At 72.1% G+C, this 25,966-nt stretch carries 29 protein-coding genes; 15 read left to right on the top strand and 14 right to left on the bottom strand.

The features are described 5' to 3' along the window. The first annotated feature begins 83 nt into the window (after positions 1 to 83). On the top strand, positions 84 to 941 hold the full coding sequence (locus tag ACH4D3_RS25675) for an EamA family transporter (RefSeq protein WP_398326196.1): 858 nt from the start codon (positions 84 to 86) through the stop codon (positions 939 to 941). Positions 942 to 988: 47 nt separating this feature from the next. Here ACH4D3_RS25675 and ACH4D3_RS25680 read toward each other — a convergent pair whose 3' ends face one another. Continuing rightward, complete coding sequence (locus ACH4D3_RS25680) at positions 989 to 1,792, bottom strand: acyltransferase (RefSeq protein ID WP_398326199.1); 804 nt, start codon at positions 1,790 to 1,792, stop codon at positions 989 to 991. 107 nt (positions 1,793 to 1,899) lie between these two features. Between ACH4D3_RS25680 and ACH4D3_RS25685 the strand changes: the two genes are divergently transcribed. Further along, complete coding sequence (locus ACH4D3_RS25685) at positions 1,900 to 2,427, top strand: gamma carbonic anhydrase family protein (RefSeq protein WP_398326202.1); 528 nt, start codon at positions 1,900 to 1,902, stop codon at positions 2,425 to 2,427. 37 nt (positions 2,428 to 2,464) lie between these two features. Here ACH4D3_RS25685 and ACH4D3_RS25690 read toward each other — a convergent pair whose 3' ends face one another. Then, positions 2,465 to 3,100, bottom strand: coding sequence for a DedA family protein (locus tag ACH4D3_RS25690; RefSeq protein ID WP_398326205.1), 636 nt, complete (start codon positions 3,098 to 3,100; stop codon positions 2,465 to 2,467). Between the two features lie 88 nt (positions 3,101 to 3,188). Beyond that, positions 3,189 to 3,626, bottom strand: a complete 438-nt coding sequence (locus ACH4D3_RS25695) for a DUF4442 domain-containing protein (RefSeq protein ID WP_398326402.1) — start codon at positions 3,624 to 3,626, stop codon at positions 3,189 to 3,191. Positions 3,627 to 3,710: 84 nt separating this feature from the next. Between ACH4D3_RS25695 and ACH4D3_RS25700 the strand changes: the two genes are divergently transcribed. Further along, complete coding sequence (locus ACH4D3_RS25700) at positions 3,711 to 4,709, top strand: hypothetical protein (RefSeq protein ID WP_398326405.1); 999 nt, start codon at positions 3,711 to 3,713, stop codon at positions 4,707 to 4,709. A 76-nt stretch (positions 4,710 to 4,785) separates the two neighbouring features. After that, a complete protein-coding gene (locus tag ACH4D3_RS25705) occupies positions 4,786 to 5,817 on the top strand; it encodes a hypothetical protein (RefSeq protein ID WP_398326208.1) in 1,032 nt (343 codons plus the stop codon). 22 nt (positions 5,818 to 5,839) lie between these two features. Here ACH4D3_RS25705 and ACH4D3_RS25710 read toward each other — a convergent pair whose 3' ends face one another. The 3 genes from ACH4D3_RS25710 to ACH4D3_RS25720 form a co-directional block, all read right to left on the bottom strand. Then, positions 5,840 to 6,685, bottom strand: coding sequence for a spermidine synthase (locus ACH4D3_RS25710; RefSeq protein ID WP_398326211.1), 846 nt, complete (start codon positions 6,683 to 6,685; stop codon positions 5,840 to 5,842). A gap of 65 nt (positions 6,686 to 6,750) precedes the next feature. Further along, positions 6,751 to 7,920 carry an elongation factor Tu gene (gene tuf / locus ACH4D3_RS25715; RefSeq protein WP_398326214.1) on the bottom strand — a complete coding sequence of 390 codons (1,170 nt, stop codon included), beginning with the start codon at positions 7,918 to 7,920 and terminating at the stop codon, positions 6,751 to 6,753. Positions 7,921 to 8,195: 275 nt separating this feature from the next. Beyond that, a complete protein-coding gene (locus ACH4D3_RS25720) occupies positions 8,196 to 8,918 on the bottom strand; it encodes a DNA alkylation repair protein (protein WP_398326217.1) in 723 nt (240 codons plus the stop codon). Between the two features lie 49 nt (positions 8,919 to 8,967). Between ACH4D3_RS25720 and ACH4D3_RS25725 the strand changes: the two genes are divergently transcribed. Continuing rightward, the gene (locus tag ACH4D3_RS25725; RefSeq protein ID WP_115741027.1) at positions 8,968 to 9,744 is read left to right on the top strand and encodes a TVP38/TMEM64 family protein; all 777 of its coding nucleotides are present in this window, start codon (positions 8,968 to 8,970) and stop codon (positions 9,742 to 9,744) included. 29 nt (positions 9,745 to 9,773) lie between these two features. Here ACH4D3_RS25725 and ACH4D3_RS25730 read toward each other — a convergent pair whose 3' ends face one another. Further along, positions 9,774 to 10,943 (bottom strand): thiolase family protein, encoded by a 1,170-nt coding sequence (locus ACH4D3_RS25730; RefSeq protein WP_398326220.1) that lies wholly within the window; start codon positions 10,941 to 10,943, stop codon positions 9,774 to 9,776. Between the two features lie 151 nt (positions 10,944 to 11,094). On the opposite strand from ACH4D3_RS25730, the gene ACH4D3_RS25735 reads away from it, so the two are divergent. From ACH4D3_RS25735 to ACH4D3_RS25750, 4 genes are all read left to right on the top strand, one after another. Then, a complete protein-coding gene (locus ACH4D3_RS25735; protein ID WP_398326223.1) occupies positions 11,095 to 11,568 on the top strand; it encodes a winged helix-turn-helix transcriptional regulator in 474 nt (157 codons plus the stop codon). 149 nt (positions 11,569 to 11,717) lie between these two features. Next, complete coding sequence (locus ACH4D3_RS25740) at positions 11,718 to 12,593, top strand: undecaprenyl-diphosphate phosphatase (protein ID WP_398326226.1); 876 nt, start codon at positions 11,718 to 11,720, stop codon at positions 12,591 to 12,593. A gap of 71 nt (positions 12,594 to 12,664) precedes the next feature. Beyond that, a complete protein-coding gene (locus ACH4D3_RS25745) occupies positions 12,665 to 13,105 on the top strand; it encodes a MarR family winged helix-turn-helix transcriptional regulator (RefSeq protein WP_398326229.1) in 441 nt (146 codons plus the stop codon). Between the two features lie 97 nt (positions 13,106 to 13,202). After that, positions 13,203 to 14,093: an NmrA/HSCARG family protein gene (locus ACH4D3_RS25750; RefSeq protein WP_398326232.1), complete on the top strand. Its 891-nt coding sequence runs from the start codon at positions 13,203 to 13,205 to the stop codon at positions 14,091 to 14,093. Between the two features lie 76 nt (positions 14,094 to 14,169). On the opposite strand, the gene ACH4D3_RS25755 is transcribed toward ACH4D3_RS25750, so the two are convergent. After that, positions 14,170 to 14,997 (bottom strand): helix-turn-helix transcriptional regulator, encoded by an 828-nt coding sequence (locus ACH4D3_RS25755; protein WP_398326234.1) that lies wholly within the window; start codon positions 14,995 to 14,997, stop codon positions 14,170 to 14,172. 209 nt (positions 14,998 to 15,206) lie between these two features. Between ACH4D3_RS25755 and ACH4D3_RS25760 the strand changes: the two genes are divergently transcribed. Together ACH4D3_RS25760 and ACH4D3_RS25765 are read left to right on the top strand one after the other, a co-directional pair. Next, on the top strand, positions 15,207 to 16,049 hold the full coding sequence (locus tag ACH4D3_RS25760; RefSeq protein ID WP_398326237.1) for an NAD(P)H-binding protein: 843 nt from the start codon (positions 15,207 to 15,209) through the stop codon (positions 16,047 to 16,049). A 95-nt stretch (positions 16,050 to 16,144) separates the two neighbouring features. Continuing rightward, the gene (locus ACH4D3_RS25765) at positions 16,145 to 16,324 is read left to right on the top strand and encodes a hypothetical protein (protein WP_398326240.1); all 180 of its coding nucleotides are present in this window, start codon (positions 16,145 to 16,147) and stop codon (positions 16,322 to 16,324) included. Between the two features lie 19 nt (positions 16,325 to 16,343). On the opposite strand, the gene ACH4D3_RS25770 is transcribed toward ACH4D3_RS25765, so the two are convergent. After that, positions 16,344 to 17,084, bottom strand: a complete 741-nt coding sequence (locus ACH4D3_RS25770) for an SDR family NAD(P)-dependent oxidoreductase (protein ID WP_398326243.1) — start codon at positions 17,082 to 17,084, stop codon at positions 16,344 to 16,346. A gap of 151 nt (positions 17,085 to 17,235) precedes the next feature. On the opposite strand from ACH4D3_RS25770, the gene lnt reads away from it, so the two are divergent. Next, positions 17,236 to 18,810, top strand: a complete 1,575-nt coding sequence (gene lnt / locus ACH4D3_RS25775; protein WP_398326246.1) for an apolipoprotein N-acyltransferase — start codon at positions 17,236 to 17,238, stop codon at positions 18,808 to 18,810. Here the strand turns inward: lnt and ACH4D3_RS25780 are convergent. After that, positions 18,734 to 19,639, bottom strand: coding sequence for a Gfo/Idh/MocA family protein (locus ACH4D3_RS25780; RefSeq protein ID WP_398326249.1), 906 nt, complete (start codon positions 19,637 to 19,639; stop codon positions 18,734 to 18,736). The genes lnt and ACH4D3_RS25780 overlap by 77 nt on opposite strands. A 13-nt stretch (positions 19,640 to 19,652) precedes the next feature. Next, positions 19,653 to 20,843, bottom strand: a complete 1,191-nt coding sequence (locus ACH4D3_RS25785) for an FAD-dependent monooxygenase (RefSeq protein WP_398326252.1) — start codon at positions 20,841 to 20,843, stop codon at positions 19,653 to 19,655. A gap of 126 nt (positions 20,844 to 20,969) precedes the next feature. Between ACH4D3_RS25785 and ACH4D3_RS25790 the strand changes: the two genes are divergently transcribed. From ACH4D3_RS25790 to ACH4D3_RS25800, 3 genes are all read left to right on the top strand, one after another. Beyond that, the gene (locus ACH4D3_RS25790) at positions 20,970 to 21,590 is read left to right on the top strand and encodes a TetR/AcrR family transcriptional regulator (RefSeq protein WP_398326255.1); all 621 of its coding nucleotides are present in this window, start codon (positions 20,970 to 20,972) and stop codon (positions 21,588 to 21,590) included. Positions 21,591 to 21,633: 43 nt separating this feature from the next. Next, positions 21,634 to 22,146, top strand: a complete 513-nt coding sequence (locus tag ACH4D3_RS25795; protein ID WP_398326258.1) for a DinB family protein — start codon at positions 21,634 to 21,636, stop codon at positions 22,144 to 22,146. Positions 22,147 to 22,249: 103 nt separating this feature from the next. Further along, a complete protein-coding gene (locus ACH4D3_RS25800) occupies positions 22,250 to 22,756 on the top strand; it encodes a hypothetical protein (protein ID WP_398326408.1) in 507 nt (168 codons plus the stop codon). A gap of 51 nt (positions 22,757 to 22,807) precedes the next feature. Here ACH4D3_RS25800 and ACH4D3_RS25805 read toward each other — a convergent pair whose 3' ends face one another. The 3 genes from ACH4D3_RS25805 to ACH4D3_RS25815 all read right to left on the bottom strand — a co-directional run bounded on the left by ACH4D3_RS25805 (position 22,808) and on the right by ACH4D3_RS25815 (position 25,830). Further along, a complete protein-coding gene (locus tag ACH4D3_RS25805) occupies positions 22,808 to 23,359 on the bottom strand; it encodes a hypothetical protein (RefSeq protein ID WP_398326261.1) in 552 nt (183 codons plus the stop codon). Positions 23,360 to 23,486: 127 nt separating this feature from the next. Then, positions 23,487 to 24,170 carry a uracil-DNA glycosylase gene (gene ung, locus ACH4D3_RS25810; protein WP_398326264.1) on the bottom strand — a complete coding sequence of 228 codons (684 nt, stop codon included), beginning with the start codon at positions 24,168 to 24,170 and terminating at the stop codon, positions 23,487 to 23,489. 73 nt (positions 24,171 to 24,243) lie between these two features. Further along, positions 24,244 to 25,830, bottom strand: coding sequence for an ABC transporter substrate-binding protein (locus ACH4D3_RS25815; RefSeq protein WP_398326267.1), 1,587 nt, complete (start codon positions 25,828 to 25,830; stop codon positions 24,244 to 24,246). Between the last annotated feature and the right edge of the window lie 136 nt (positions 25,831 to 25,966).

Consider the following 25,966-nt stretch of genomic DNA (forward strand, 5'->3'; position numbering starts at 1 on the left):
TTTGGATGACATGGTGCAGCGGATTGAACTATGGTCTGCTGCACCCGAAGGTCCATCGAACTGTACTGCGAGGCGACCGGATCATGACAGCGCTGTTCGCCCTGGCCACCAGCGTCCTGTGGGGCCTGGCCGACTTCGGCGGCGGAGTGCTGACCCGGCGGACCCCGGCGCTCACGGTGGTCGTCGTCTCGCAGTCGATCGCGGTCGCGGTCCTCGGTGTGATCGTGGCGGCGACCGGCGCCTGGAGCGAGGCGTCGCCGCACCTGTGGTTCGCGGTCGCGGCGGGACTGGTCGGGCCGGTGGCGATGCTCGCGTTCTACAGGGCATTGGCCATGGGCCCGATGGGCGTCGTCTCGCCACTCGGTTCGCTCGGCGTGGCCGTCCCGGTGACCGTGGGCCTCGTCCTGGGCGAGCGGCCCGGACTGCCGCAGCTCGCGGGCGTCCTGGTCGCCGTGGCCGGGGTCGTGCTGGCCGGGGGTCCGCAGCTGCGGGGCGCGCCCGTGCAGCGGCGGGCCGTCGTCCTCACGCTCGTCGCCGCGATCGGCTTCGGCGCGGTGATGGCCCTCATCGCCGAGGCGTCGACCACGCTCACCGGTCTCTTCCTCGCCCTGTTCGTCCAGCGCGTCACCAACGTCGCCGCGGGCGGACTGGCACTGCGGCTGTCCGTCCGGCGCGGCGCCCCCGCGCTGCCCGGGCAGGGACTCCCCCTCACCGCGCTGCCCGCCCTGGCCTTCGTCGGCCTCGCCGACGTCGCGGCCAACGGCACGTACTCGATCGCCGCCCAGCACGGCCCCGTCACGGTCGCCGCCGTCCTGGCCTCGCTCTACCCGGTGGTGACCGCGCTGGCCGCACGGGGGTTCCTGAGCGAACGGCTGCGTGCCGTACAGGCGGCCGGCGCGGGCCTCGCGCTGGTGGGCACACTGCTGCTGGCGACGGGCTGAGGCCGGCGCCCGCTCGGCACTCATGCCCGCTCGGCACTCGCGCCCGTTCAGCCCTCCGCGGCCGGTTCGGCGAGCCTGCCCGCCGCCCGCTCCGGGTCGTCCAGTTCGGCCAGACGGGCCACCGCCTCGTCGTCCAGCTTCGACAGCTCCCGCAACTGCCCCGGCGTGATCCCGTCCGGGATCGGCACCGGAGCCGGGGTCCGCAGCGGCGGCTGCCAGCCCTCGGCCGGTGTCCAGCGCCGTACGACGCGGGCGGGGGCGCCCGCCACCACGGCGTGGTCGGGGACCGTGCCCCGGACCACCGCACCGGCGGCCACGACCACGTTCCGCCCGATCCGCGCGCCGGGCAGGATCACCGCGCCGGTACCGATCCAGCAGCCGGGGCCGATCTCCACCGGGTCCATCCGCGGCCACTGCTTGCCGATGGGCTGCTGCGGGTCGTCGTAGGAGTGGTTGGTGGAGGTGACGTAGACGTACGGGCCGAAGTAGCAGTCGCTGCCGATGGTGACGGTGGTGTCCGCGATGACGTGGCTGCCGCGGCCGAGGACGACCCCGTCGCCGATGCGCAGGATCGGTTCCGGTCCGAGGTCGAGGTCGGGCATGAGCCCGGCGGTCAGCGTGACCTGCTCGCCGATGATGCAGTGCGCGCCGACATGGATCCAGGGCTCACCGAAGACCGTGCCGAGCGGGAAGGCGAGCCGGGTGCCCGTGCCCAGCGCGCCGAACCGGAACCGCCCGGGGTGCGCGGCGGTGACGGAACCGGTGCGCTGCACCCAGGCCCAGCCCGCGTGGACGGCCCGCTGCGCGAGACGGCTCCGCCAGGACGAGAACGTGTTCTTCCGGTGCGGCACCCGCTCACGGTAGACCGCGCGCGCCGCGGCCAGGACCGCGCCGTGCTGTGATCTTCACCCCACCGGGTGGCGTACGGTGCCGTACAACACCCGAGCAGGAGGCGAAGATGACGCAGCAGGCGCTGATCACGGGCATCGGCGGCAAGGACCCGAAGGTGGACGCGGAGGCCTTCGTGGCGCCGACCGCCTCGGTCGTCGGGGACGTGACGCTGCACGCCGGGGCGAGCGTCTGGTACGGCGCGGTGCTGCGCGGCGACGTCGAGCGGATCTTGGTCGGGGCGAGCAGCAACGTCCAGGACAACTGCACGCTCCACGCCGACCCGGGCTTCCCCGTCACCGTCGGCGAGCGCGTCTCCATCGGGCACAACGCCGTGGTGCACGGCGCCACCGTCGAGGACGACTGTCTGATCGGCATGGGTGCCACGGTGCTCAACGGCGCGGTGATCGGCGCCGGTTCACTGGTGGCCGCACAGGCGCTGGTCCCGCAGGGGATGCGGGTGCCGCCGGGGTCGCTGGTCGCGGGGGTGCCGGCGAAGGTGAAGCGGGAGCTGACGGAGGAGGAGCCTCAGGGGGTCACGCTGAACGGCACGATGTACGCGGCGCTGGCCGGGGAGCATGCCCGGCTCCACGGGTGAACAGGGAGCCGCGGCCCCGCGCCCCGCTGGGGGCGCCTCACTCCCCGGCGGTGACCGGATCGGGCTCCGGGTGGGCCCGGTTCGCCCGCCGCTTGACGATCAGCATCGAGGCGACGCCGATCAGGACCGCCACCACCAGGCCGAGCCACGAGAAGCGCTTGAGCCAGTCCTCGGCGACGACGCCGACGTAGTAGATGACGGCGGTGGTGCCGCCCGCCCAGACGATGCCGCCGAGGACGTTGGCGATCAGGAACTTCCAGTACGGCATCCGCAGTACACCGGCCAGCGGGCCCGCGAAGATCCGCAGCAGGGCGACGAAGCGGCCGAAGAACACGGCCCACATGCCCCACTTCTGGAAGGACCGCTCGGCGGTGGCGACGTGTCCCTCGCTGAAGTGCTTGGGGAACTTTCTGCCCAGCCAGGCCAGCAGGGGCCGGCCTCCCTTGCGGCCGATGGCGTATCCGATGGAGTCGCCGATCACCGCGCCCGCGCTGGCGCAGGCGCCGAGGACCAGCGGGTCGATCCCGCCGTGCTGCGACGACAGCAGGGCCGCCGACACCAGGATGATCTCGCCGGGCAACGGAATGCCGAGGCTCTCCAGACCGATGACGAGTCCGACGACGGCGTAGACGGCCGCCGCGGGCACCGTGTCGAGCCATTCCTGGACGTGCAACGCCCCACCCTCCGCTTCGCGAACCTGATCCCTGTTCCCGGTGCGCCTCGATCGAGGCGCACCGGGAAGCGTACCGGGTCGGCGAGGGTCAGCTGTTGGGGCGCAGGGTCCATATGACGGTCATCTCACCGGTGACGGCTCCGTCCTCGCGCCGGATGGCGACGCTCACGGGGAACTCGGGCCGGCTGCCCGCGTCCAGTTCGGCGACGACCTCCGCGGCGGGCCGGCCGAGGGTGGCGGTGGCGGTGACCGGACCGAGGGCGATCTTCTTGAAGGCGATCTCCGCGGTGACCGGCAGCGGCACCGCCCGGGAGAGCTGGTCGCCGAAGGCGGCCAGCACGATCGCGCCGCTGGCCGACTCGCCCAGCGTGAACATGGCTCCGGCGTGCGGTCCGCCGACGTGGTTGCGGTACTCGCTCTGGTCCGGGAGGGCCAGGACCGCCTTCTCCGGAGTGGTCTCCTGGTACTCGAGGTTCAGGGTCCGGACCATCGGCACCGTGGCGGCGAGCAACTCGCCGATCGACATCTGATCTGCGCTCATGGAGGCAGGTTACCCGTGAGTAGCTTCCAGGGCCAGGCACCCGTGAAGATCGCCGTAGGCTGTGCACCCATGTGGCCAGGAGAGCAGTCATCCACCGGCGGACCGGACCCGCGCCGGCCCAACCCGTACCAGCAGCCCGGCTACCAGCAGCAGCCGAACCCGGGACAGCAGCCGTACGCGGGACAGCAGCCGTACGCGGGACAGGCCGGGCCCGCGCCCTGGAACGCCCCCACCGTCGCCTCCGGCGGACCGGCGGACCGGGGGCCCGGCAACGGCCGTACGAAGGTGGTGGCGATGGTCGCCGCCGCGGTCGTGGTGGTCGCCGCGGCGGTGACCGGGACAGTGCTCCTGGGCGGCGGTGAGGACGACGGGGCACGGCCGCCCGGCCCCACCGCCTCCTCCTCCCCGTCCGCCGCCGCCCCGTCCGCGTCCCCCGCCGACGACCCGCGCGGCGGGGACGGCGCCCCGAAGGCCACCGTCGAAGGGTGGACCGTCGTGGCCAACCCCGGCCACGGCATCGCCTTCGACGTGCCGGCCTCCTGGGTGCCGCAGTCCCGCGACTGGGTGACCTACGTCGCCGAGGACGACGACCCCGACGAGAAGCCCCTGGTCGCCATGAAGGCCCCCGCCGTCCTGAAGGAGAAGTGGTGCGGGTCGGACGGCGACCGGGACGGCTCGGTCGAGTACACGCCCCTGGCCAGTGCGGGCACCCGCGGCAACAACGGCGCCCGGAGCACCGAGGAGATCGCCCGGACCGACTCCGCGACCTGGGTCTACGGAGCCTTCACCCAGCCGGACCGGGACAAGGTCTCGACGGGGCCGGTGACGCCCTTCACCACCGACTCCGGCATCGAGGGCAGCCTGGCCACCTCCCGGTCGGCCGGGGTGGCGAAGAAGGGCAAGTGCGACGTGAACGGCAAGGCGACCACCTTCGCCTTCAAGTCCGCCGACGGCGACTTCGTGTCGTGGTCGTTCTTCGGTGCCGCGGGCGTCGCCGACGAGGTGACCGACGCCACCGTCCGCAGAATTCTGGCCACCGTCAGGGAGTACACCCCGTCGGAGGCCTAGGCTTCCGGGTTTCGGTACGTCCCTGACAAGGGTCGGTGACCGAATCGTTTCCCGGGCGGCATTAGGGTGACTGCTCATGTGGCCAGGACAGCAGCCGCCCGGGGGCGAGCAGAACCCGCAGAATCAGAACAATCCCTACCAGCAGCCGGGGTACCAGCAGCCGAATCCGTATCAGCAGCCGGGCTACCAGCAGCAGCCCGGCGCGTACGGGCAGCAGCAGTGGAGCACGCCGCAGCCGGCCACCGTTCCGCAGCCGGCCACGGGCGGGGGTGGCGGCGGTGGCGGCAACCGGACGAAGCTGGTCGCGATCGTCGCGTCCCTCGCCGTGGTCGTGGCCGCGGGCGTCACCGGCTTCCTGGTGCTCGGCGGTGACAAGGACGACAAGGCGGACGACGGCAAGGACAAGAAGACGTCCGCGAGCCCGACCGTGGAGAAGTCCGAGTCCCCCGCCGCCGACCCGAGCGCGTCGGGCTCCGACGAGAACCCGCGCGGGGGCGAGGGCGCGAAGGCCACCGTCGACGGCTGGAAGGTCGTCGCCAACCCGCGCTTCGGCACCATGTTCGACGTGCCCGCGGACTGGGAGATCGACAGCACCGACACCAGCGTCGGCTTCGAGTGGGAGGAGGACGGGAAGACCGACCGCACCACGGTCACCGCTCCCGCCTACCTGAAGTCCGAGTGGTGCACGACCGACGAGAACAAGGACGGCCGCAAGGAGACCACCGCCCTCGCCACCACGGGCACCCGCGGCGAGAGCGGCGCCAAGACCACCGACCAGGCGGCCGAGACTCGGGTGCCGTGGTGGATCTACGGCGGTTACACCGAGCCGGACAAGAAGAGCGTGAAGTACGGCAAGCCGAAGCCGTACACCACCGCGTCGGGCATCAAGGGGAGTGTCATCACGGCGCACTCGGAGGGCGCTCCCAAGAAGGGCAAGTGCGACACCGAGGGCAAGGCGATCACCTTCGCGTTCAAGAACGGCGCGGGCGATTTCGTCACCTGGAACCTCTACGGCCCCAAGGGCGTCAAGGAGGAGATCCCGGAGGCGACGGTCCAGAAGATCCTCGCCACCGTACGCCTCACCGAGGAACCGCCGACCGAGTCCTAGGACACCGGGCCGGTGGCGTCGCTCAGCCGATGCCGAACGCCCCGGCCGGCGGCTCGGGCGACGGTACGGCGTCCTCGTCCCGCACCGGACGGGCGTCGCCGACGAAGTCCCGCAGGGCGGGCCCGTGCTCGACCCTGGCCGGGAAGGCGTCGGCGGCGGTGCGCCGGGCCAGCGCCGCGGTGTCCAGCGGCCGGTGGGCGGCGACGAGCACCGCGTTGCCGAAGCGGCGCCCGCGCAGCACCCCCGGTTCGGCGATCAGCGCCAGCTCCTCGAAGAACGCGGCGAATCCGGCCAGTTGCCCGCGCAGGAAGCCGAACGGCGCCCCGTCGGCCAGGTTGGCCACGTAGACGCCGTCGGCGCGCAGCACCCGGGCCGCCTCGCGCACATAGCCGAGGGACGTCAGGTGCGCGGGCACGCGTGAGCCCCCGAAGACGTCGGCGACCAGTACGTCGGCCGAGTCCGCGGGGGCGGCCGCCAGCCAGGCGCGGGCATCGGCGCCGTGCGCGGTGATGCCCGCGTCCGGCGGCAGCGGCAGGTGCTCGGCGACCAGGTCGAGCAGCCCCCGGTCGGCCTCCACCACGTCCTGCCGCGAGTCGGGCCGGGTCGCGGCCACGTACCGGGGCAGGGTGAACGCGCCGCCGCCCAGGTGCAGGACGTCCAGCGCGCGCCCCGGCTCGGCGACTGTGTCCAGGACGTGGCCGAGCCGGCGCGTGTACTCGAACTCCAGGTGCGCCGGCTCGTCCAGGTCGACGTACGACTGCGGCGCCCCGTCCACGGTGAGCAGCCAGGCCCGGGCCCGGTCGACGTCGGGCATGAGCTTGGCGGTGCCGTGGTCGGTGACCCGGCTGACGGGTATGGCTTCGTTCACCCGCCCATTGTGCCGGTGCCCGGCGGGACGCTCCCCCCACCGCGCTCCACCGGGCTCCACCGGGCTCATTCCACCGCGGTCACGGTCCCCGCTCCCACGGTGCGGCCGCCCTCGCGGATCGCGAAGCCGAGCCCCGTCTCCAGCGGCACGTCCCGCCCCAGTTCGACCGTCATCGTGACGGTGTCCCCGGGCCGGGCGACGGCCACCTCGCCGAGGTCCACGTCGCCGACCACGTCCGCGGTGCGGATGTAGAACTGCGGCCGGTATCCGGTGGTCAGCGGCGTCGAGCGTCCGCCCTCGCGCGCCGAGAGCACGTACACCCGGGCCCGGAACCGCCGCGCCGGGACGACACTGCCGGGTGCGGCGACCACGTGCCCGCGGCGCACCGTGTCACGGGCGACCCCGCGCAGCAGCAGCGCCACGTTGTCCCCGGCCTGCGCCTCCTCCATCGGCTTGCCGAAGGTCTCCAGGCCGGTGACGACCGTCTCGACGGACGCCCCGAGCACCTCGACCCGGTCCCCGACGCGCACGGTGCCGCGTTCGACGGCGCCGGTGACGACGGTGCCGCGGCCGGTGATGGTGAGCACGTTCTCCACCGGCAGCAGGAACGGCGCGTCCAGGTACCGCTCGGGCATGGGCACATAGGTGTCCACGGCGTCGAGCAGCGCCTCGACGGACGCCGTCCACCGCGGGTCGCCCTCCAGCGCCTTCAGCCCCGAGACCCGTACGACGGGCACGGCGTCCCCGCCGTAGCCGTGCGCGGTGAGCAGTTCGCGTACCTCCAGCTCGACGAGGTCGGTCAGTTCCTCGTCACCCGCGTCGGCCTTGTTGAGCGCGACCACGATGTGGTCGACGCCCACCTGCCGGGCGAGCAGCACGTGCTCGGCGGTCTGCGGCATGATCCCGTCCAGCGCGGAGACGACGAGGATCGCCCCGTCGAGCTGGGCGGCGCCGGTGACCATGTTCTTGACGTAGTCGGCGTGGCCGGGCATGTCGACGTGGGCGTAGTGCCGGGTGTCGGTCTCGTACTCGACGTGCGCGATGTTGATGGTGATGCCGCGCGCCGCCTCCTCGGGGGCGCGGTCGATGCGGTCGAACGGCACGAATGTGCCGGCCCCGCGCTCGGCGAGGACCTTGGTGATCGCGGCGGTCAGGGTGGTCTTGCCGTGGTCGACATGGCCCATCGTGCCGATGTTCAGGTGCGGTTTGGTGCGGACGTACGCCGTCTTGGACATGGCGGTACCTCGAAGCCTCGTGGCGGTGTTGGGGACCCCTGGGGCCGGCCGACCCTCCCCCTGCGGGGTCCGCCGGACGATCCGGGGAGGGTCAGCTTCGGGCGCCGTCGACTGCGGCGGTGAGGTGGGCGACGGCAGCCTTCGGGGCATCCGCGACCGCGGATGCTGCGAGGTGGAAGGCGTACCGGAACATGAGGCAGATCATTGCCGACGCTTCGTCGCACGTCGAATGGTTTTTGAGGGAACGGCAGTTCGAGAGCGGTACCGGTCCGGCGCTAGGCGCCGACGGTCCGCAGCGCCTCCCGCGCGGACAGCGGCGCGAGGCGCGTGCGGTGCTCGGCCACGAAGGCGCGCACGGCGTCCGGGTCGGTCTTGGCGTACTCGCGCAGGCACCAGCCGACGGCCTTGCGGACGAAGAAGTCCCCGTGGCCGGACTGCCGCAGGCAGTAGCCGAAGAGGCGGTCGGTGTCGGTGTGTTCCTTGTACCGCAGCTGGTGGAGGAGGGCCGCGCGGACCAGCCAGCGGTCCTCGTCCTCGATCCAGGCGTCCATGTCGGCCGTGAGGCCGCGGTCGGCGGTGACCAGGTTCCCGACGACGTGTGCGGCGAGCAGGTCGACGGTGTCCCACCAGGGGACCGTGGTGAGCAGGTACCGGACCACGGGCAGGAATCCGGACGAGCAGTGCGTCACATACCGGCGCAGGTAGTCGACGGCGAAGTAGTGGTACTCGCGCTCGGGCAGCCGCCAGCAGCGCAGCGCGACCGCGGTGCAGTCCGGCTCGTCCGGGCGGGGCACTCCTGCCAGCACGGTGCGGGTCAGGGAGCGGCGAACGGGCGAGGTCATGCCCAGGAACGGCGCCACGTCCTTCATGTACGCCCGGAGCCCGACGGCCCGCTCCGGGTCGGCCGCGGCGGGGTATTCGACGGTGATCCGCTTCAGTACCGTGTCGGCGAGGGCGCTGTGCGGCGCGTCCGGAACCGGCCGGGCTGTGACGCTCATGAGACGCACCATACGGCGATCACACACATTTGTCGGTTAGTGTCACCGGATGCTCGATGCCACCACCCGCTCTGGGGGCACCGCCACGGTCTCTCCCCGGACCGCCGCCGCCGAACTCGCCGTCGCCGCCGCGGGACCGGTCGCCCCGACCGGCTTTGCCGCGCGTGTGACGAGAGTGCTGCTGTCACCGTGGTCCCGGCTCTCCCTGCTGGTCGCCCTGCTGGCCTCGGCCGCGACGACGGTGGTGCTCTTCCAGCCGCAGCAGTTGCTGACGAACGGCTGGCCGCCTCAGCTCGGGGGCGCCGCGGCGGCCGTCGCGTACGCGGTGGCGTACGGGCTGTGCACGGTCGCCTTCGTGCCGCGCCCGCTGCTCAACCTGGCGGCCGGCGCGCTGTTCGGTTCGCAGCTGGGGCTGGCCTCCGCGCTGGCGGGGACGGTGCTCGGCGCCGGGGTCGCCTTCTGTCTCGGCCGGGTCCTCGGCCAGGAGGCGCTGCGCCCGCTGCTGCGGGGCAAATGGCTGAAGGCCGCGGACGGGCAGCTGAGCCGGCACGGTTTCCGGACGATGCTGGCGATGCGGCTGTTCCCGGGGGTGCCCTTCGCGGCGTCCAACTACTGCGCGGCCGTGTCCCGCATGGGTCTGCTCCCCTTCCTGCTGGCGACGGGGCTCGGTTCGATCCCCAACACCGCGGCCTACGTCGTCGCGGGCGCCCGTGCCTCGACGCCGACCTCCCCCGCCTTCCTGATCGCGCTGGCCTGCATCGCCCTGCCGGGGCTCGCGGGCGCGGTGGTGGCCTGGCGCAAGCGGCACCGGCTGCGCGGGCGCTGAGCGGACACCGCGAGGGTGCTGACGAGGCGTTACAGCGCTTCCAGGATCATGGCGTTGGCGAGACCGCCCGCCTCGCACATGGTCTGCAGGCCGTAGCGGGCGCCGCGTTCGTGCAGGGCGTGGACGAGGGTGGTGGTCAGGCGGGTGCCGCTCGCGCCGAGCGGATGGCCGAGCGCGATGGCCCCGCCGTGCACGTTGACCTTGTCCAGGTCGGCGCCGGTCTCCTGCTGCCAGGCCAGTACGACGCTCGCGAAGGCCTCGTTGACCTCGAAGAGGTCGATGTCGCCGAGGGAGAGCGACGCACGGCGCAGCACCTTCTCGGTGGCCGGGACGACGCCGGTGAGCATGAGCAGCGGGTCCGAGCCGGTCACCGCGAAGCCGTGCAGCCGCGCGAGGGGCCGCAGGCCGAGGCGGGCGGCGGTGTCGCTCGACGTGATCAGCACGGCCGAGGCACCGTCGTTGACCGGGCTGGCGTTGCCCGCGGTGACGTTCCACCCGATCTGCGGGAACCGTTCGGCGAAGGCCGGGTCGTGATAGGCGGGCCGCAGTCCGGCGAGGATCTCGACGCTGCTGTCCGGGCGGACGCACTCGTCGCGCGAGACCCCGTCCAGCGGCGCGATCTCGGCGTCGAAACGGCCGGCGGCGTGGGCGGTGGCGGCCTTGTGGTGCGAGGAGACGGCGAAGACGTCCATGCGCTCCCGGCTCAGTGACCACTTGGCGGCGATCAGTTCGGCGCTGATGCCCTGCGGGACGAGCCCCTCCGGGTAGCGGGCGGCGACGCCGGGACCGAAGGGGTCGGCGCCGGGCGGCACGTTCGACCACATCGGCACCCGGCTCATGGACTCGACCCCGCAGGCGACGACGAGGTCGTAGGCCCCGGCCATGACGCCCTGCGCGGCGAAGTGGACGGCCTGCTGGGAGGAGCCGCACTGCCGGTCCACGGTGGTCGCGGGGACGGACTCGGGGAAGCCCGCCGAGAGCAGGGCGTAGCGGGTGGTGTTCATGGCCTGTTCGCCGACCTGGTCCACCGTGCCGCCGATGACGTCGTCGATCAGCGCCGGGTCGACCCCGGACCGCTCGACGAGGGTGCGCAGGGTGTGCGCGAGGAGTTCCACGGGGTGGACGTGGGCGAGGGTGCCGTTGGGCTTTCCCTTGCCCATGGGGGTGCGTACGGCTTCCACGACGACTGCGTCACGCATGGTGCGGGCCTCCGGTGGTCGGCGGATCGGTGGGTCGGTGGTCGGCTGACTGCCGGTGCGGAACTACCGGTGAGTAGGAAATCTGGACTCACCATAGCTCCGTGAGTTGGAAATTCAAACCCTCCCCTGGTCCTCGCCTAGACTGGCCGTCATGGCCGCCGCTCCCAAGAACCCGCGTCCCTGTTCCATCGCCGACACGCTGGCGCTGGTCGGCGAGAAGTACTCGCTGCTGGTCCTGCGCGAGGTCTGCCTCGGCAACGGCCGCTTCGATCAGCTGGTGGGCAACACCGGCGCCCCGCGCGACGTCCTCGCCACCCGGCTGCGGCGGCTCGTCGACGCGGGGATCCTGGACCGGCGTCCGTACAGCGAGCGCCCGCAGCGCTTCGAGTACCGGCCGACCCGGGCGGGGCTGGAGCTGGAGCCGGTCCTGATGACCCTCATGGCGTGGGGGGACCGGCATCTGCACGCGGACGGCGACCGGCCCATGGTGATCGAGCACGTCTGCGGACACGAGCTGGCCCCCCAGGTCATCTGCCCCGCCTGCGGCGACGCCGTCCGCCACGAGGACCTGACCGCCCATCCGCAGGTCCCCGGCTGGACGGTGACGGGCCCGGCGGCGGCGTAGGCCCGCTCACCCCCGTCGTCCAGGGTTCATTTTGGGGCGCTACGCTGCCCCACGGCACGCCAGGTCCCGATCACCGCACGCGACGGTTCGGCGTGTCCGCCGACCGTTCCTCGCCGTTCTCCGATCGCCACTTGGACTGACGCAACTCCATGTCTTGGTTTGAATCCCTCGTCCTCGGACTCGTCCAGGGACTGACCGAGTTCCTTCCCGTGTCCTCCAGCGCGCACCTGCGGCTGACCGCGGCGTTCTCCGGCTGGCACGACCCGGGCGCGGCCTTCACGGCGATCACGCAGATCGGCACCGAGGCCGCGGTGCTCATCTACTTCCGCAAGGACATCGGGCGGATCATCGCGGCGTGGACGCGCTCCCTCACCGACAAGTCGATGCGCCACGACCCCGACGCACGCATGGGCTGGCTGGTGATCGTCGGCTCGATCCCGATCGGCGTGCTCGGCCTGACGCTGAAGGACCAGATCGAGGGCCCCTTCCGCGACCTGCGGATCACCGCGACGATGCTGATCGTCGTCGGCGTGATCATCGGCATCGCCGACCGGATGGCCGCCCGGGACGAGAAGGGCGGCCGGCACCGCACTCCCCAGCAGCGCAAGGAACTGGAGAACCTGGGCGTGCGGGACGGCCTGATCTACGGCCTGTGCCAGGCGGCGGCGCTCATCCCCGGCGTCTCGCGCTCCGGCGCGACCATCAGCGGCGGTCTCTTCATGGGCTACCGGCGCGAGGCGGCCGCCCGGTACTCGTTCCTGCTCGCGATCCCCGCGGTGCTCGCCTCCGGCGTGTTCGAACTGAAGGACGCGATGGAGAGCGACCACGTCTCCTGGGGACCGACGCTCTTCGCCACGGTCATCGCCTTCGCCACCGGGTACGTGGTGATCGCCTGGTTCATGAAGTTCATCTCCACCAAGAGCTTCATGCCGTTCGTCTGGTACCGCATCGCGCTCGGCATCGTCATCATCGCCCTGGTGGCAACGGGTTCCCTCAGCCCGCACGCGGGCGAGTCCGGCGGCTGAACCAGGGCCTCGCGGACCGCCGGCCCGCGACGAGTAGGCTGATCGTTCGTCATCGGACCGGGGAGGTCGGCGTGGACTATGGCGACAAGATCTTCTGGCTCTCGGTTGTGATTCAGCGCAAGTACGCGCAGGTCTGCGCCGAGTTCGATCTGACCCCCTCGCAGGCCACGCTGCTCTGCGCGGTCAGGAACGAGCCGCGGAAGATGGCCGACCTCGCCGCGTCGTTGGGCATGACCAAGAACGCGTTGAGCCAGCTGGTCGATCGCACCGCGCGGCGCGAGCTGGTCGACCGGACGAGCTCGGCGCAGGACCGGCGGGTCGTCATGCTCAGTGCGACGCCCACGGGGAAGGTGCTCGGCGAGGCGGTCTACGCCGAGATCGCCAGGCGCCTGCCCGAGATCGCGAGGAATCTCGGCGCCGACGACCAGCGCGACTTCGAGCGCGTGGCCACCGCCATCGTGGACACCTCGGACCTCTCTCCGCCCGCCTCGGACCCACCCATCACACCGTGAGGTGCCGCTGCACCCGCACCGCTGCACCCGCACCTTGACGAAGTTCACGGCATGAACTAATTTCGTTCATGCCGTGAACTACTGAAGGGTGGCAGCGATGAGCACACAGACGACCGGCACGATCGCGGTCTTCGGCGCGACGGGGCAACAGGGCGGGGCGGTGGTCGACGCGCTGCTGGACCACAAGGCGCGGGTGCGGGCCCTGGTCCGCAACCCGCGGTCCGACCGGGCTCGGGCGTTGGCCGCCCGCGGCGTCGAGCTGGCGGCCGTCCGGGGCGACGACCCGGCGTCGCTTGCCGCCGCGCTGGCGTCGGTCGAGGGTTTCTACTTCATGACCCCGGAGGCGAACAGCCTCGAAGAGGTCGAGGCGGAGATCCGTATCGGCACCGCGCTCGTCGACGCGGCGGTCGAGACGGGCGTCCCGCACGTCGTGTTCAACTCGGTCTTCGGAGCGGACCGGGAGTCGGGTGTGCCGCACCACGACTCGAAGCGCTCCATCGAGGAGCATCTGAGGAAGTCCGGCCTCAGGGCCTCGATGGTTCGCGCGACCGCCTTCATGGAGAACTTCGCGAGCGTGATGGCGCCGAGCCTGGAGCATGGGGAGATCGTGCTGAGGCTGCCGCTGCCGGAGGACGTCGCCCTGAAGATGATCTCGGTCAGGGACATCGGCCGGGTCGCCGCCGCCCTCCTGCTCGGCACCGCGCAGGCGCCCGGCGGAGCCGTCGAGCTCGTGGGCGACGAGCTGACGGGCCCCCAGATCGCCGCGGCGTTCGGCGCGCGCGCCGGGCTCCCGGCACGGTACGAGGCCGTCCCGTTGAGCGTGCTTCCCACCGATCTCGACAGGGTGATGTTCCGCGAGTTCGCGAAGGCGGCGCAATACCCTTCGGACCCCGCGGTGGTGCGCTCGATCGAGCCGGACACCCTGGACCTGGCCGGCTGGATCCGAGCCACCGGCTGGACGGCGCCCGCAAGCGTGGCTGGTTCCTGAGCCTCCGGCCGCGACGAACGCCTCGCGGGGCCGTACAGCTGCGCGGGTACAGCACGTCGATCGGTGGCGGCAGCGGTCAAAGGCTCCTCAGCGCGGCGGCGCTGGGGCTGCCGGCTTCTGCCGTGTACATCACCAAGGAGAAACCCGAGCCGGGCAGGCTGAGGGTGTGCCGGTCGATCTCGAGCTCGCCGAGTGTGGGGTGATGCAGGCTTTTTCGCACGCTGAGTATGGGGTGTACGGAGTGCTTGCGCCAGCTGCTCGCGAAATCTGGATCGTGGGTCGCGAACTCGTTGATCAGCTCCGCGAGCACGTTGTCCGTGGGGTACAGAACGCTGGCTGCGCGCAACTGAGCGGCCATCTGCCGAGAGAAGTCGGACTCCGCACCGGGCGCGCCGGTGCAGAGGGTGTCACGGAACCTCGTTGAGATGCGCGTGAGGTTGCGCTCGTCGGGTGTGAGACGAGAGAAGTCGGTAATCAGAGCCGCGGCCGCTGCGTTCCAGGCGACGATGTCCTGCCGGTCGTTGACGATGTAGGCAGGGATGCCGTCGAGCCGGCCGAGTAGCTGTCGGGCGTCCTCGGGTACGTGCTCCGGCGCGCCGTCGTTCTCCGCCGGCAGCACTTGTCCGGCCAGGCGGGCCAGATGGTCGCGCTCCGCTTCAGTGAGCCGGAGAGCGGTCGCCAGCGCGGACAGCACTTGCGGTGAGGGCCGGGGTGCCCGTGCCTGTTCCAGTCGTTCGTAGTAGCTCACTGACACCTGCGCCAGGGCGGCTACCTCTTCGCGGCGCAACCCGGGTGTGCGACGGGCGCGCCGACCTGGTGGCAGCGGCGTTTCGGCCTGCGCATCTTCTGGTCGCAGGTCCTCGCGGCGGCGGCGGAGAAAGTCTGCGAGTTCCTGGCTGCTCACTCTTCCATGCTGTCACGGGAGGGACGGCCGAGCCTCGCACTGTTGGTCCGGGGCTCAGCCGTCCGTTCCGCGCCCACTCATCTGCCGTGCAGGGTGGTCCAGTCGGTTTGTCGACCACGAGGAGGAACGGTGCACAGCACACCTGAGGCAGATCTGTGGGCCCCTGACGGAATCGCGGAATTCCCTCTCGCAGCCGGGAGTTCCGCCTGATGTCCGCAGTGCTCGTGACAGGAGGAACCGGCAAGACCGGCAGGACGCTGGTGCGCGTGCTCCGCGACGCCGGTGTGAGGGCTCGGGTCGCCAGCCGGAGCCCGGCCGCAGCCGGCCCGGATCTGATCCGCTTCGACTGGAATGACCCGACCACATACGGACCTGCGCTCGAAGGGATGGACCGGGTCTTCCTGCTTCCGCCGGTGGAGAGTGTGGACCCGCTGCCACTGGTCGAGCCCTTCCTGCGCCAAGCACAGGTGGCCGGTATCCAGCGCCTCGTGATGCTCGGCTCCGCGATCGTTCTGCCGAACGCACCCAGCGCGGTGGAGCTGGCCGCTCTGGTTCAGGCTCAGCCCGGAGGTGTCGTACTCCGCGCGTCCGGCTTCATGCAGAACTTCCTGCGCCCGCACCCACTGGCCGAGCGCATCCATCGACTCGGTGAGATCCGCACCGCGGCCGGTGACGGCAAACTGGGGTGGGTCGACGCGCGGGACATCGCGGCCAGTGCTGCCGCGCTGTTGACCGACCCGGAGGTGGATGCCCGAAGCGACTACCTGATCACCGGACCGCACGGGATGAGCTATCCGCAGGCCGCGGAGATCATCACCGCGCAGACCGGCAGACAGGTTCGGGTGGAGCGTATTACGGAGGAGGAACAGGCCGCCGCCTACCGTGCCTCCGGAATGCCGACCGAGTTCGCAGCCGCTCTTGCCGCCGTCGAGCGCGGAATCAGAGAGCGACGCGAAGAGCAGGTCAGCACCGCGGTGCTGGAACTGACCGGCCGTCCGCCGCGCGCCTTTGCCGAATTCGTCTCCGATCACGCGTACGAGTGGACGCGGTAGTGCCTGAACGGCAATGGAAGTCCGCCGCCTGACCGGAACCGCTTGTGTAGCCGTCCGGTAGCGCAGTGTCAGTGCTTGCCCCTAGGCTTGTCCGCATGTCCCCCGATTACGTGACGCCTGGTTCCGTGCGGTCCGCCGCGGAGCTGAACGATCAGATCCGCGCGCTGTGGCGGCGCGCGGGCGGGACCCTGTCGGCGCAGGAGCGTGTGGAGTACGAGTTGCTGGTGGTCGAGTGGGCGACCGCGATCCGCGGGAAGGTCATCGAGGCGGCCTGAGCCGCGGGGCCGCCCCCGGTCAGCGTCCGCCCGCCACCCGGAGCACCGTCCCCGTCGTGTACGACGCGTCGGGCGACAGCAGCCAGGAGATCGCCGCGGAGATCTCCTCCGCCCGGCCCGCCCGCCCCATCGGCACCGCCGCCCCCATCCGGGCCGCCCGGCCGGCGTCCCCCGCCGCCGCGTGCATCTCGGTGTCGATCACCCCGGGCGCGACGGCGTTGACCCGGATTCCGTCCGGGCCGAGTTCCTTGGCCAGGCCCAGGGTCAGCGCGTCGACACCCGCCTTGCTCGCCGCGTAGTGGACGTACTCCCCCGGGCTGCCGAGGGTCGCGGCGCCCGACGACACGTTCACGATCGCACCGGTCCGCCGCGGCGTCATCAGCCGCGCCGCCCGCCGGGCGCACAGCAGTACGCCCAGCAGGTTGACGTCGAGGACCCGGCGCAGGTCCGCGGTGTCACTGTCGGCGAGTCGCCCCAGCGGGCCGGTCACGGCCGCGTTGTTCACCAGCCCCGTCACCGGGCCCAGCCGCTCCTCCGCCACGTCGAAAAGCCGCTCGACGTCGGCCTCGACGGACGTGTCCGCGCACACCGCGACTCCGCGGCCGCCCGCGTCGCGCACCCCTGCCAGGACCGTCTCGGCGGCCGTCGAGTCGCGCGCGTAGCCCACGACGACGTCGTGGCCGTCCGCCGCGAGGCGCAGACAGGTCGCCGCTCCGATCCCCCGGCTGCCGCCGGTGACCACCGTGATGGGCCGTGTCATGAGGTACCTCCACGTTTTGATCGATCATCGATCATCCTAGGTGAGGTCTCACGCGCCGGACAGGCTTCGGTGTGATCAACTGAATTCGCCGCACGTCGCGAGCGCACACTGTACGGATCACCGGGTAGGGATCACCTGTAGGGAGGAGTCCATGAAGACGCTCGACCACCGGCTCGCCTCCCCGTGGCGACGCTCGGGCCTCGCCGTGCTCGCCGGTGCCCTGCCCGTGCTCGCCTTCCCGGGCCCGGCCCTGTGGTGGTGGGCCTGGTTCGCGCTGGTCCCCTGGATCCTGCTGGCCCGTACCGCGCCGGGCGGGAAGCGGGCGGCGTACGACGGCTGGTGCGGCGGGTTCGGGTTCGTGCTGGCCATGCACCACTGGCTGCTGCCGAACCTGCACGTGTTCACGTTCGTCATCGCCGCGCTGCTCGGCGCGCTGTGGGTCCCGTGGGGCTGGCTGGTGCACCGGACCCTGGGCGGAACGCCCTCCTCCGGCCGGGTCGCCGCGGCGCTCGTCGTGCTGCCGTCGGGCTGGCTGCTGGCAGAGCTGGTCCGCTCCTGGCAGGGGCTGGGCGGCCCCTGGGGGATGCTCGGCGCCAGTCAGTGGCAGGTCGCCCCCGCGCTGCGGCTCGCCTCGGTGGGCGGCGTGTGGCTGCTGAGCTTCCTGGTGGTCGCCGTCAACGTCGCCCTCGCCGTCCTCGTCGCCGTGCGCCGGGCGAGGGTGCCGGCCCTGGCCGGGCTCGTCGCCACGGCCGCGGCCACCTCGGCGGCCTGGGTCTGGTCGCCGCGCCCCGACACCGACGAGCGGGCCGCGATCGCCGTGGTGCAGCCCGGTGTCGTCGCCGGGGCGGACAGCGCCGACCGGCGGTTCGACCGCGAGGAGCAGCTCACCCGGCAGCTCACGGGCAGGGACCTCGACCTGATCGTCTGGGGCGAGAGCAGCGTCGGCTTCGACCTGGACGACCGGCCGGACCTCGCCCGGCGGCTGGCCGCGCTGTCCCGGGAGACCGGCGCGGACATCCTGGTCAACGTGGACGCGCGGCGCTCCGACAAACCCGGCATCTACAAGAGCTCGGTCCTCGTCGGCCCCCAGGGACCGACCGGCGACCGGTACGACAAGATGCGGCTCGTCCCCTTCGGCGAGTACGTGCCGTTCCGCTCGGTGCTCGGCTGGGCGACCTCCGTCGGCAAGGCGGCGGGCGAGGACCGCAGGCAGGGCACCGAGCAGGTGGTGATGGACGTCGGCGACGGCCTGCGGATCGGGCCGATGGTCTGCTTCGAGAGCGCGTTCCCCGACATGAGCCGCAGCCTCGTCGACGACGGTGCCGAGGTACTGGTCGCCCAGTCCTCGACCTCGACCTTCCAGCACACCTGGGCACCCGAGCAGCACGCCTCGCTCGCCGCGCTGCGCGCCGCCGAGACCGGCCGGCCGATGGTGCACGCGACGCTGACCGGCGTCTCCGCCGTCTACGACGCGAACGGCGCCCGGATCGGCTCCTGGCTCGGCACCGACGCGAGCACCTCACGGGTGTACGAGATCCCGCTCACCCACGGCACCACGCCGTACGTCCGCTACGGCGACTGGACGGTGTACGGGGCGCTGGGGATCCTCGCGGCCTGGGGCGCCGCCGAGGGCGTACGGACGGTGCGGCTCAGGCGGGGCCGTCCAGTACGGCCCGGACCACCCGCTCGCACAGCTCATGGGTCGCCAGCGCGTCGCGGGCACTGAGCACCTCGCCGGAGCGCACCGCGTCGAGGAAGGCGAGCACGGCCTGCTCGATGCCGCGCTGGCGGGCCACGGGGACCCAGTCGCCGCGCCGCCGCACGGTCGGCTGGCCCTTGTGGTCGATCACTTCGGCGAGGTTGACCACCTGGCGCTTGGTGTCCTGGCCCGAGACCTCCAGGATCTCCTCCGCCGAGCCGCTGAGCCGGTTCATCACGCCGAGCGCGGTGAAACCGTCCCCGGCGAGCTGGAGCACGACGTGGTGGAGCAGGCCGTCCTCGGCACGGGCGCGCACCGTCACGTCGTCGACCGGTCCGGGCACCAGGAACCTCAGCGTGTCGACCACGTGGATGAAGTCGTCGAGGATCATCGTGCGCGGGTCCTCGGGCAGTCCGGTGCGGTTCTTCTGCATGAGGATCAGCTCGCGCGGGTGCTCGGCGCACTGGGCGTACCCGGGCGCATGGCGCCGGTTGAAGCCGACGGCGAGGCCGGTACCGCGCTCCTCGGCAAGGGTCACCAGGCGTTCGGAGTCGGCCAGTTCGTAGGCCAGGGGCTTGTCGACGTAGGTGGGTACGCCCGCGTCCAGCAGCCGGGTCACGATCTCCGGGTGGGCGGCCGTCGGCGCGTGCACGAAGGCGGCGTCCAGGCCCTGGGCGAGGAGCGCGTCGAGGTCGGCGTGGCGCTGCGCCGGCGGGATGCGCAGCTTGTCCGCGACCCGGGTGAGGGTGGCGGGGGTGCGGGTCTGCAGGTGCAGTTCGATCCCGGGGAGGGCGGCGAGCACCGGCAGGTAGGCCTTCTGCGCGATGTCGCCGAGTCCGATGCAGCCGACCTTCACGGGATGTGCTCCTCTAACGCTCGTTGTGCTCGCCGACCTGGGTCCGCCGGGAAGCATACGGGGGCTGCGGGGGCCGCCAGTCGGCGATGTCGTCGAAGCCGCGCAGGAACAGGGCGGGACCGGCCTTGGACAGGGCGAGGATCGCGGCGTCGCGGACGGCGGTACCGGCGCGGCTGCGCATCAGGTTGAGGCGGGCCACCCTGACGGCCCGGCGGGCGATCGCGGTGGTGCGGGGCAGCCGGGCGGCCGTGTAGGCGGCGAGGTCCTGGCTGTGGTGGGCGAGCACGACCGCGTCCTCGACGGCCTGGTTGCCGCCCTGGCCGAGGTTGGGCGGCATGGCGTGCGCGGCGTCCCCGAGGAGGGCGACCCGGCCGCGGTGGTAGGCCGGCAGCGGCTCCGCGATGTGGTGCACGTCGTGGCGCAGGACGTCCTCGGGGCGGGCGGCCGTGAGGACGGCGGGGATCGGGTCGTGCCAGTCGCCGTAGCGGTGCAGCAGTTCGGCCCTCTCGTCGGCCGCGTGCCCCGCGGCCGGGGCGACGGCGGCGGCGTAGGCGTACACCAGGCCGTCCTTGAGCGGATGCGTGCCCCAGATGCGGCCCCGGCCCCAGGTCTCGTGGGAGGCGAACGCCACGCCCGGGACGGGGATCACCAGCCGCCAGGTGGTGAAGCCGGAGTAGACCGGGCCCGGGTGGTCCGGGAAGAGCGCGCGGCGCACGACGGAGTGGATGCCGTCGGCCGCGACGACCAGGTCGGCCTCCAGCTCGCCCGCCGGAGTACGGACCGTGGCCGGACGGTCGCGGTCACCGGGGTCGGCGACCCTCGCGTCGGCGGCCGTTCGGACGGCGTCCGGCGGCAGCAGCGCGGCGAGGCGTTCGACGAGGGTGGAGCGGTGGAGCAGCACCAGCGGACCGCCGAAGCGCGCCGCGGCCGCCTCGGCGCTGGAGCGGGAGAGCCAGCGCCCGCCGGGGGTGCGCAGTCCGCCGTCGCCCTGCCAGGCGGCGAGGGCGCGGATCTCGTCGCCGAGGCCGATCACGTCCAGGGCGCGCAGGGCGTTGGGCGAGAGCGAGATGGCCGCGCCGACCGGGCGGAGCGAGGGGGCGCGCTCCAGGACGGTGACCCGCAGGCCGCTTTGGTGCAGGGCGGCCGCCGCGGTCAGGCCGCCGATGCCGCCGCCGATCACGACGGCGCTCCTCGTGCGTGTCATGGCTCTCCTCGGCACTCTCCTCGACGCGCGGCGCACCGCGGATGCGGTGACACCGCGCACTACAGATGTAGTAACACCCGCCGCCGACTGTACTACAGCCGTAGTGAGACGGGTAGGTTGATCTCCATGCCCGCACACACCGCACCCTCCGCCCCCTCGGCGGGCGCTTCCCGCGCCGACCTGGTCGCCGACGCGGCTCTGGCCCTGCTGGCCGAGCGCGGGATGCGCGGGCTCACGCACCGGGCGGTCGACGAGACGGCCGGGCTCCCCCAGGGCTCCACCTCCAACGTCGCCCGGACCCGGCAGGCGCTGCTGGAGCTGGCGGTACGGCGGCTGGCCGACCGGGAGGCCCGGGTACTGGCGCTGCACGAGATGCCGGACCCGCGTGCCGGCCTGGACGCCCTGGTGGACGCGCTGGCGCTGGCGACGCACCGGGCGCTGACCCGTAACCGCGCGCTGACGCTGGCCCGGTACGAACTGGCGCTGGAGGCGACGCGGCGCCCGGAACTGCGGGCGCACTTCGACGCCGCGGGCGCCCGTTTCCGGGAGCAACTGGGCGCCCTCGTCACCGCGATGGGCTCCGCCGACCCGGCCCGGCACGTCCTCTCGCTGGTCGCCTGGGCGGACGGCCTGATGTTCAGCTGCGTGGCCGGGACCTTCCACGCCGAGATGCCGCACCTCCAGGAGGTGCGGTCGGGGCTGCGGGAACTGCTCACGGGCATGCTGGGCGGAGTATCGGACGGCTGAAATCACCTGGTGGGACCGACCGGTTCTGGGCGAGGATGCCAGGATGACGACCGAACGCCGGGAACCCGCCACCGACGCCGACGAACGCACCATGCTGGAGGGCTGGCTCGACTACCACCGGCAGACCCTGGCCTGGAAGTGCGAGGGACTCACCGACGAGCAGTTGCGGACGGCCGCCGTGGCACCGTCGACGCTGTCCCTGATGGGGCTCGTCCGGCACATGGCGGAGGTGGAGCGCAGTTGGTACCGCCGAGTGCTGGCGGCCGAGGACGCGGGCCCGATCTACTACTCCGACGAGGACCCGGACGGCGAGTTCCGGCTCACCGACACGGACACCTTCGCCGAGGCCCACGCCACCTGGCAGGCCGAGATCGAGGCGGCCCGGCGCAACGCGGCCGGTGTCCCCCTGGACGAACCGACCCGGGGCGTGCACCTGCGCACCGGCGAGCGCTACACCCTGCGCTGGATCCACACCCACCTGATCGAGGAGTACGCGCGTCACAACGGGCACGCGGACCTGATCCGCGAACGCCTGGACGGCGCCACCGGCGAATGACGTCACCCCGGGTCGCGCACGGGACTCCGTACGGGGCCGGAGATCACCCGTGCGGGGCAACCTGCGCTTGTCCGGCGCCGGTCGTGACGCCCGAACCAGCAGAGTGGCGCGGGTGCATCGAACGACGACCACCGCAACGCTTCTGGTGACCGTGGCTGTCTCGGCCCTGACCGGCTGTACGACGGTCCGGGGCCCGGCCGCGGCCGACCCGTCCGCGGTCGGCGCCCGCTCGTTGGCGCCACGTCCGGACGGCCCGGCCGCGCCGCGGGTGGTGCAGGCCCCGGCCCGGGAGGCGCTGGAGATGATCGGCCCCTCCCCCACTCCGGAGCGGACCACCGGAGAACCCCGCCGCACGAAGGCCCCGTCGCCCCCGGCCGCGCGGCACCGGCTCCCGGCAGCCGGTGCCACCGAACAGCGGTCCGCCGCTCCGGCGGCTCCTGAGCACACCCGTGCGCCCGCGACCCACCGGCCCCGGGTGCCCGAACTGCCCGGCGGGTCCGGCGAAGGCACCGGCGGGAAGGCGGACGTGTGCTCCCTCGGCAAGCGGTACGGCGGCTGGCGGCCGGGCAGCCCCGAGGCCCGCATCTGCGAGCACGCGTACGGCCGCTGAGCCCGGCCCGGCCACGTGACCGGCCGTACCACGGTGACGGCCGGGCCGGGTCTAGGGCCGCTGCCGCGGCGGTCGGCCCCGTCCCTGGGGGCCATCGGGGCGGCCGGGCCCGTCGGCGTCCCGGCCGGTGCCGTCCAGGCGGAGCTCCAGCCGGTCGATCGAGGCGCGTACGCCCTCTCCGTAGCGCCCGGGGGCGAGGGTCTCGGCGGCGGCACGGGCACGCGTCAGGTGCAGCCGGGCCGCCTCGCGGTGACCGAGCCGGTCGTAGTCGGCGGCCAGGTTCAGGTGGAGCGAGGGGTAGAGGGCGCGGGCGGCAGACGTGCCCTCGTGCCGGCCGGCGGGCGGGTCCCCCGTCAGTTCCTCGGCGGCCGACAACGCCCGCAGGTCCCAGGCCAGTTCCTCCTGCGGGTCGTCCTGGGTGTCGGCCAGGTAGTGGGCCAGCGTGCAGCGGTGCAGGGCGTCGCCGTGCTCGCCGATCTCCGCCCACAGGGCGAGGAAGCGGTGCCGGGCCTCCTCGCGGTCGCCCGCGTGATGCAGCATGGCGACCTGGCCGATCCGCGTCAGCACGGCATCCGGCGCCGCCTGCTCCTGTCCCTTCGCCACCGCGTCCTCCGTGCCCTCGTCGGATGTCCCGACGACGCTAACCGCACGCGCCCGCTTTCCCGGTCAGGCGGCACCGGGATGCGCGTGGGCCGGCCGGTGACGGACCGGCCCGCGCGTCGGGCCCGGCTCAGCCCAGGTTCGGAATGACCCAGTCGATCGGCTCGTGGCCCTGTCCGGCGACCGCCTCGTTGATCTGCGTGAAGGGGCGGGATCCGAAGAACTTCTTCGCAGACAGCGGCGAGGGGTGCGCCCCCTTGACCACGACGTGCCGCGCCTCGTCGATCAGCGGCAGCTTCTTCTGCGCGTAGTTGCCCCACAGCACGAACACCGCCGGGTCGGTCCGGGCGGCCACCGCGCGGATCACCGCGTCGGTGAACAGCTCCCACCCCCGGGACTTGTGCGAGTTCGCCTCGCCGGCCCGGACCGTGAGCACCGCGTTGAGCAGCAGGACGCCCTGCTTCGCCCACGGCATCAGATAGCCGTTGTCCGGGATCGGGGTGTCCAGCTCCGCGTGCATCTCCTTGTAGATGTTGCGCAGGGACGGCGGGACCTTCACCCCCGGCCGGACCGAGAAGCACAGCCCGTGCCCCTGGCCCTCCCCGTGGTACGGGTCCTGGCCGAGGACCAGCACCTTCACCCGGTCGAACGGCGTGGCGTCCAGCGCCGCGAAGACCTCCTCGCGCGGCGGGTAGACGGGGCCGTTCGCCCGCTCCTCCTCGACGAACTCCATCAGCTCCTTGAAGTAGGGCTGCTGCAGCTCGCCGCCCAGCACCTCGCGCCAGGACTCGGGCAGCATGGCGATGTCGGTCACGTCAACTTCCTTACGCTGTGCGGTGGCTTCCACTGCCCAAGAACCTACCGCCGACCACTGACAACGGGCGCGGCTACCAGCTCGTCTTCCGCTGGAGCTGCCACATCATCATGATCGTCGACGGGTCCAGGGCCTGCTCCGCGCCCGAGATGTCCGTACTGGCGGCCACGTACTGCTTGCCCTGCCACAGCGGCAGCAGCCGCGCGTCGTCCACCATGATCTGCTGCGCCTGCTCGAACTCCCGCTCCACGTTGGCGCGGTCGCTCTCCCGGCGGGAGCGCGGCAGCAGGTCGCCGGTGATCTTCGGGGTGAGGTACGGCGTGCCGAGCGCGTTCTGCTCCCCGACGAAGGGCGCGATGAAGTTCTCCGCGTCCGGGAAGTCCGGGGACCAGCCGCGTCCGAACACCGGGTACTCGCCCTTCTGGTATCCGCCGACGTACGTCTTCCAGGGACGGCTCTTGAGGGTGACGTCGAACAGCTTGGAGGCGTCGAGCTGCCGCTTGATCTCCTCGAACTCCTTGGCCGTCTCGGAGCCGTAGCGGTCGGTGGTGTACCAGAGGGTGAGCGGGACCGGCTCGGTGATGTCGGCGTCCCGGAGGATCTCGCGGGCCTTGGGGACGCTGGGGTCGCCGTAGTCGTCGAAGAAGCCCGTGGTGTGGCCGGTGAGGCCCTTGGGGACCATCGAGTACAGCGGATCCACGGTGTCCTGGTAGATCTTGTGGGCGATCACCGTCCGGTCGATCACCTGCGCGACGGCCTGGCGCACCTCCTTGCGCCCCGCCCACGGGTCTTCGGGGTTGAAGACGAGGTAGCTGATCTCCGTACCGGTGCCCTCGACCAGCTGGAGGCCCTCCTCCTTGCCCTCCTTGCCCTGGAGCGTGATGACGTCGTCGGCCGCGAGGCCTCGGTAGGTCACCTGGATGTCTCCGTCGCGCAGCGCCTTCACCATGCCGGCGGAGTCCTTGAAGTAGCGGATGGTCACGGCCTTGTTCTGCCGTTCGGCGAAGCCCTTGTAGCGGTCGTTGCGCACGAGTTCGGCCCGCTCGCCGTCCTCGTACGACTTGAGCGTGTACGGGCCCGAGCCCACGACGCCGCTGCCTTCCCGCACGGCGTCCGCGGGGTAGTCGCCGGGTGCGACGATCGACATGGCGGGCGTGGCGAGCACGAACGGGAAGGTGGCGTCGGACTTGTTGAGGTGGAAGACGACCTCGCGTTCGCTGGGCGCCTGGACCCGTTCGAGGCTGCCGAGCAGGCCGGCCGGTCCACCGTTGACGTCGATGTCCTTGATCCGGTCGATCGAGTACTTGACGGCCTGGGCATCCAGAGCGTCGCCGTTGGAGAAGGTCAGGCCCTCGCGCAGCTCGCAGCGGTACACCCGGTTCGTGGTGTCGGTGAACGCGCACTGCTCGGCGGCGTCGGGCTGCGGCGCGGTGGCACCGCTGGGGTAACTGAGCAGCGTCTGGTAGATGTTCCGGAACAGCTCCCACGAGCCGTCCCAGGAAGCGGCCGGATCGAGGGTGCTGGGGGCGCTGGTCGTCCCCACGACAATCGGCTCCTCGTCCTCCGGATCGTCGGAGGACAGGATGCCGCATCCGGTGACCAGTGACGATATGGACACGATGGCCGCGACCCGCCGCAGGCCCCGCTTCCGGTTGAACACGCGCACGCTCCTCGATCCGCCGTACCAAGGTCGGCAGACCATACCGCAGCGCCCCGCCCCCTGAACCCCCTTCTGAACAGGGGTTTTGATCATTTGGCGATGACTACGTTGTCATCGTGCACCGGGTTCCGATACG

The organism is Streptomyces sp. NPDC018026, assembly GCF_044327745.1.
Classification (GTDB): domain Bacteria; phylum Actinomycetota; class Actinomycetes; order Streptomycetales; family Streptomycetaceae; genus Streptomyces; species Streptomyces rubrogriseus.

Excerpts from the sequence above, each read along its gene's own strand:
- ACH4D3_RS25675 (WP_398326196.1), top strand. The coding sequence starts at position 84 with ATGACAGCGCTGTTCGCCCTGGCCACCAGCGTCCTGTGGGGCCTGGCC.
- ACH4D3_RS25685 (WP_398326202.1), top strand. The coding sequence starts at position 1,900 with ATGACGCAGCAGGCGCTGATCACGGGCATCGGCGGCAAGGACCCGAAG.
- ACH4D3_RS25695 (WP_398326402.1), bottom strand. The coding sequence starts at position 3,626 with ATGTCGATCGGCGAGTTGCTCGCCGCCACGGTGCCGATGGTCCGGACC.
- ACH4D3_RS25700 (WP_398326405.1), top strand. The coding sequence starts at position 3,711 with ATGTGGCCAGGAGAGCAGTCATCCACCGGCGGACCGGACCCGCGCCGG.
- ACH4D3_RS25705 (WP_398326208.1), top strand. The coding sequence starts at position 4,786 with ATGTGGCCAGGACAGCAGCCGCCCGGGGGCGAGCAGAACCCGCAGAAT.
- tuf (WP_398326214.1), bottom strand. The coding sequence starts at position 7,920 with ATGTCCAAGACGGCGTACGTCCGCACCAAACCGCACCTGAACATCGGC.
- ACH4D3_RS25720 (WP_398326217.1), bottom strand. The coding sequence starts at position 8,918 with ATGAGCGTCACAGCCCGGCCGGTTCCGGACGCGCCGCACAGCGCCCTC.
- ACH4D3_RS25725 (WP_115741027.1), top strand. The coding sequence starts at position 8,968 with ATGCTCGATGCCACCACCCGCTCTGGGGGCACCGCCACGGTCTCTCCC.
- ACH4D3_RS25730 (WP_398326220.1), bottom strand. The coding sequence starts at position 10,943 with ATGCGTGACGCAGTCGTCGTGGAAGCCGTACGCACCCCCATGGGCAAG.
- ACH4D3_RS25735 (WP_398326223.1), top strand. The coding sequence starts at position 11,095 with ATGGCCGCCGCTCCCAAGAACCCGCGTCCCTGTTCCATCGCCGACACG.
- ACH4D3_RS25740 (WP_398326226.1), top strand. The coding sequence starts at position 11,718 with ATGTCTTGGTTTGAATCCCTCGTCCTCGGACTCGTCCAGGGACTGACC.
- ACH4D3_RS25750 (WP_398326232.1), top strand. The coding sequence starts at position 13,203 with ATGAGCACACAGACGACCGGCACGATCGCGGTCTTCGGCGCGACGGGG.
- ACH4D3_RS25760 (WP_398326237.1), top strand. The coding sequence starts at position 15,207 with ATGTCCGCAGTGCTCGTGACAGGAGGAACCGGCAAGACCGGCAGGACG.
- ACH4D3_RS25765 (WP_398326240.1), top strand. The coding sequence starts at position 16,145 with ATGTCCCCCGATTACGTGACGCCTGGTTCCGTGCGGTCCGCCGCGGAG.
- ACH4D3_RS25770 (WP_398326243.1), bottom strand. The coding sequence starts at position 17,084 with ATGACACGGCCCATCACGGTGGTCACCGGCGGCAGCCGGGGGATCGGA.
- lnt (WP_398326246.1), top strand. The coding sequence starts at position 17,236 with ATGAAGACGCTCGACCACCGGCTCGCCTCCCCGTGGCGACGCTCGGGC.
- ACH4D3_RS25785 (WP_398326252.1), bottom strand. The coding sequence starts at position 20,843 with ATGACACGCACGAGGAGCGCCGTCGTGATCGGCGGCGGCATCGGCGGC.
- ACH4D3_RS25790 (WP_398326255.1), top strand. The coding sequence starts at position 20,970 with ATGCCCGCACACACCGCACCCTCCGCCCCCTCGGCGGGCGCTTCCCGC.
- ACH4D3_RS25795 (WP_398326258.1), top strand. The coding sequence starts at position 21,634 with ATGACGACCGAACGCCGGGAACCCGCCACCGACGCCGACGAACGCACC.